Genomic DNA, 3,317 nt, shown 5'->3' with positions numbered 1-3,317 from the left:
TTGATAATTTTCGAGAACGCGTATTAGCTTGCTTTTCTAATTAGATAAAAATATCACCGCAAGTTCAGGAGAGCCGAGAGAGCTTGTTGAATAGATTGATAAGCCGTCAAGCCCTGACGCTTGCCAGTATTAACAACTGAACGAACAGCAGCAAACAAATCTCGCCCCCATTCCGAACGGAAGCCATTAGTCACACGGCGAAATATTACACTCATCCGAATCGCCTGTTCACTAGAATTATTTGTGGGTGGAATTGTCGCATCTTCCAGAAATAGAAATAAATTGTCAATCAGCCCACCGTAACGTTTTCGTAACCGGATACCATCCCGATGGTGTGGCGCTAAACTCAAAATCCTGGTTAATCTTTCCTGTAAATTTTCTCGATATCGCTTGAGTCTAGTATCGTCCATCCTTTCGCGTCTTCGATGGATAATAAAAGCCCTTAATAATAACTTCTTCATCGCTGGGGCAAAAATCCTGTCAAAGGCGTCAATTGCATATTGGCAATCGCGCAGTTGATGAGCCAAACACACTTGCCATTGTGGTGCGGGGTGATTTTTTTGAGCGCTAAATAAGTCTGACACCCAGATATCAGGACGATGTTCTCCTAGAACTTCGTTAATTACTCCACTGGCTCGGCTAGGGCGGATGACGTGCAAGCAAATATCAGGGTTCTGAAACACCCACTCCCACTGATTCTGTCCATTAACTCTGGCGCTGGTTTCATCTGAACAAATTAATTTTGCCCGCCGCAACCGATGGAGTATTTGAGTTACTTGATCATCTAAACTCGTTTTGACTTTCTCTAATAGGTTGGCGATTGCGCCTTCTGATATCTTGAGTCCAAATACAGATGCAAATATGGACGATAGCCGTTCGTAACTGATGGCATGAGTGTAACGCAGATATGTGACTAAGCTTTGAATTGAACTGCCAAACGGTGAGCCTGGTTCCATTCCTAATGGTACAGGCGCAACATATTCGGTGTGACAGCAGGCACACTGACCACCATAACGTTCGATTCGGGTGATGATGGGACGAATTGGTGGTAGTTCGATTTTTTCGTAGACCGATTGCAATTTTTGGGCAGCTGTGGTGACTTTCTCTCCACACTGGGGACAATTTTTGAGTTGGGCGATGATTGTTTGGTCGGGAGCACGATGTAGTTCTCTTCCCCCTCCTGCTCTTCCTACGCTCCCGGCTCTTTTTACCCCCTCAATTTTCGATTGCTTAATGTTGGGCTTGAATCCCTTCGACGGCGGAGTGCTAGAATTTTTGCTGGTTTTGGTGGGAACTTTATTTTGTTTTGCTTCCCCTGTAGTGGCTAAAGCGGCGGTGAGTTTTTGGATTTCTTGCCATAGCTCTACTATCAAGGCTTCTTTCGCCTCGTTCGATAGTTGCTTTAAGTCGGGGAGTTTTTCCATTCCTTGATCTAATGTCTATCTCGTCTTCTTGTCAAGGGGGTTGAGCAATTACTGGAAATCTATTGGAGGTCAGCTTTATCACTATGTCGGCAGTCACTACGAATTGCGATCGGAATCCGAGGAAAAGCGTCGTATCGGTGACTGGCTCAATACCTACGCGGAAAAAGTAAAGGGTGTTTGGGTCAACAACCGAGCCAAGTCTAGTAACGTTGCTGAGGTTCTCAACTGGGTTGTGAATCGGAATGCGGTTGACCCAAACAAGATAAATCCTGACGGTTTGAACTGCTCTAACGGGGTAGTGAGGATTAATCCTGATGGCTCTCACTCGCTTGTGCCACACGACCCTAACCAGGTCTATACCTACGTTGGGAGTAAGTATGACCCTGATGTTGATAGCGCCGATTGCGATCGCCTTTTGGAGTGTCTTGAACCGGCACAGCGCGAGATATTTCTGCGGACTGCTGCTGCGTTGAATTTGAAGCTGGTGCGGTCAAAGCTGACTGGCAAAGGAGTCAAAGGTTTGCTGTGCTACGGCGAAGGGTCTAACGGCAAGGATACGCTGCGGGCTGTGTTGGCCGCTGTTTTTGGGCGGGGGATGACTGGGAAGTCGCTGTCAGACTTCAAGGCTTACGACGGTGGACGTAAATTTGCACTGGCTACGATTGAAGGCGGTATCTGTAATTGGGCTTCTGAGAATGCTTCAAATGTGAGTCTTGACGCTCTTCAAAGTCTTAAGCAGTTCATCACGGGCGACCCAATTGATATTGAGCGCAAGGGCAAGGACAGCTATGAGTACAAGCCGACGGCTATCTTTTTGGCTAACTGCAATAAGCTACCGTCTATCACTGGGGGGACGGCTGCTATTGATGACCGCTACGGCATCCTGAGCTTTAAGAAAACTTACAAGCGCGGCGCTGTCGCGTCTCAAGGAGAGTTAGAAGCTGACCCGCGTTTTAAGGATGACCCAGACTTTATTATGGAGCGGATTGCGCCGGCGATGCTCAACAAGATGTTGGAGCGGATGCCGCTGTTGTTGACTGAGGGTATTGACTACAACGCAACCCGTGAGGCGATGCGGGAAGCTCAGGAGGAAAGCCGGCATCTTTGGCAGTTTGCCCGCGAGGTTGGATTGGAATTTAACCCAGAGGGCAAGGTCTACATTGGAGACCTTTATAAAATTTTGGAGGATTGGTATCTGGAGAATGGTGGCTAACTATTGACGACTCTGGCAAAAAAACTAAAAAGTCATGGGAAGCTGAATCGCCCTATGACTCACCAGTGAAGAAGTCTCAAGATTTGTATTTGCGCTTGCGGGAATTATTCCCCAAGATTGAGCGGCGCGTTGATACTCAAGAGCGTTACGGTCACAAATTTATTTTTGGCTTGAAACTTGTAAATTCATCGCAAGCATCGCAAGGTTCTTGCACAGAGCCAGTTTCATGGCAAGGTTCATCGCAAGGTTCAAGGCAAGTGACTTGCGATGGCACTTGCGATGAAACCCTTGTGCAGAAACAACCTTGCTATCCTTGCGATGAATCTTCACCTTTTACAGAATTTTTGCAATGGTTCTCAAACCAGCCACAAAACGAGCGCGAGAAAATGGTCAAAATACTCACTCAATCTCAGCAATCTCAGTCCCCATTAAAACCGGAGTCAGAGCCGACAGTGGCATCAGTACCTGAAGTTATCAGCTCAGGGGACGCAGAAAAAATGCGAGACATTGCACTAATCTGGTGGCCTGAGTACCGTTCTGAACATTTGCAAGCCCTGCTTACTCAACTGTTCGGATGGAATACGCCGGGACGGAAATACAGCATTGCTAAGTAGCTAGACAAAATTAATTACATAGTTTTCTCCAAATTCTTTCAGGATTTTTTCCACAGATGTAACAAA

3 protein-coding genes are annotated in these 3,317 nt (G+C 46.7%); 2 read left to right on the top strand and 1 reads right to left on the bottom strand.

The window, feature by feature from the left end; translation table 11 throughout:
- Positions 1–53: 53 nt before the first annotated feature.
- Positions 54–1,424 carry an IS66 family transposase gene (gene tnpC / locus QUB44_RS30320; protein WP_333373519.1) on the bottom strand — a complete coding sequence of 457 codons (1,371 nt, stop codon included), beginning with the start codon at positions 1,422–1,424 and terminating at the stop codon, positions 54–56.
- Between the two features lie 40 nt (positions 1,425–1,464).
- On the opposite strand from tnpC, the gene QUB44_RS30315 reads away from it, so the two are divergent.
- Positions 1,465–2,637, top strand: coding sequence for a DUF5906 domain-containing protein (locus QUB44_RS30315; protein ID WP_333373516.1), 1,173 nt, complete (start codon positions 1,465–1,467; stop codon positions 2,635–2,637).
- Positions 2,613–3,251 (top strand): hypothetical protein, encoded by a 639-nt coding sequence (locus QUB44_RS30310; protein ID WP_333373513.1) that lies wholly within the window; start codon positions 2,613–2,615, stop codon positions 3,249–3,251. The genes QUB44_RS30315 and QUB44_RS30310 overlap by 25 nt, the downstream gene beginning before the upstream one ends.
- Positions 3,252–3,317: the final 66 nt, after the last annotated feature.

This window comes from Microcoleus sp. AT3-D2 (assembly GCF_036705715.1).
In the GTDB taxonomy this organism is placed as follows: domain Bacteria; phylum Cyanobacteriota; class Cyanobacteriia; order Cyanobacteriales; family Microcoleaceae; genus Microcoleus.
Note: the sequence above shows the minus strand (reverse complement) of the source record. Positions and strands in the feature narration are given on the sequence as shown.

Excerpts from the sequence above, each read along its gene's own strand:
- tnpC (WP_333373519.1), bottom strand. The coding sequence starts at position 1,424 with ATGGAAAAACTCCCCGACTTAAAGCAACTATCGAACGAGGCGAAAGAA.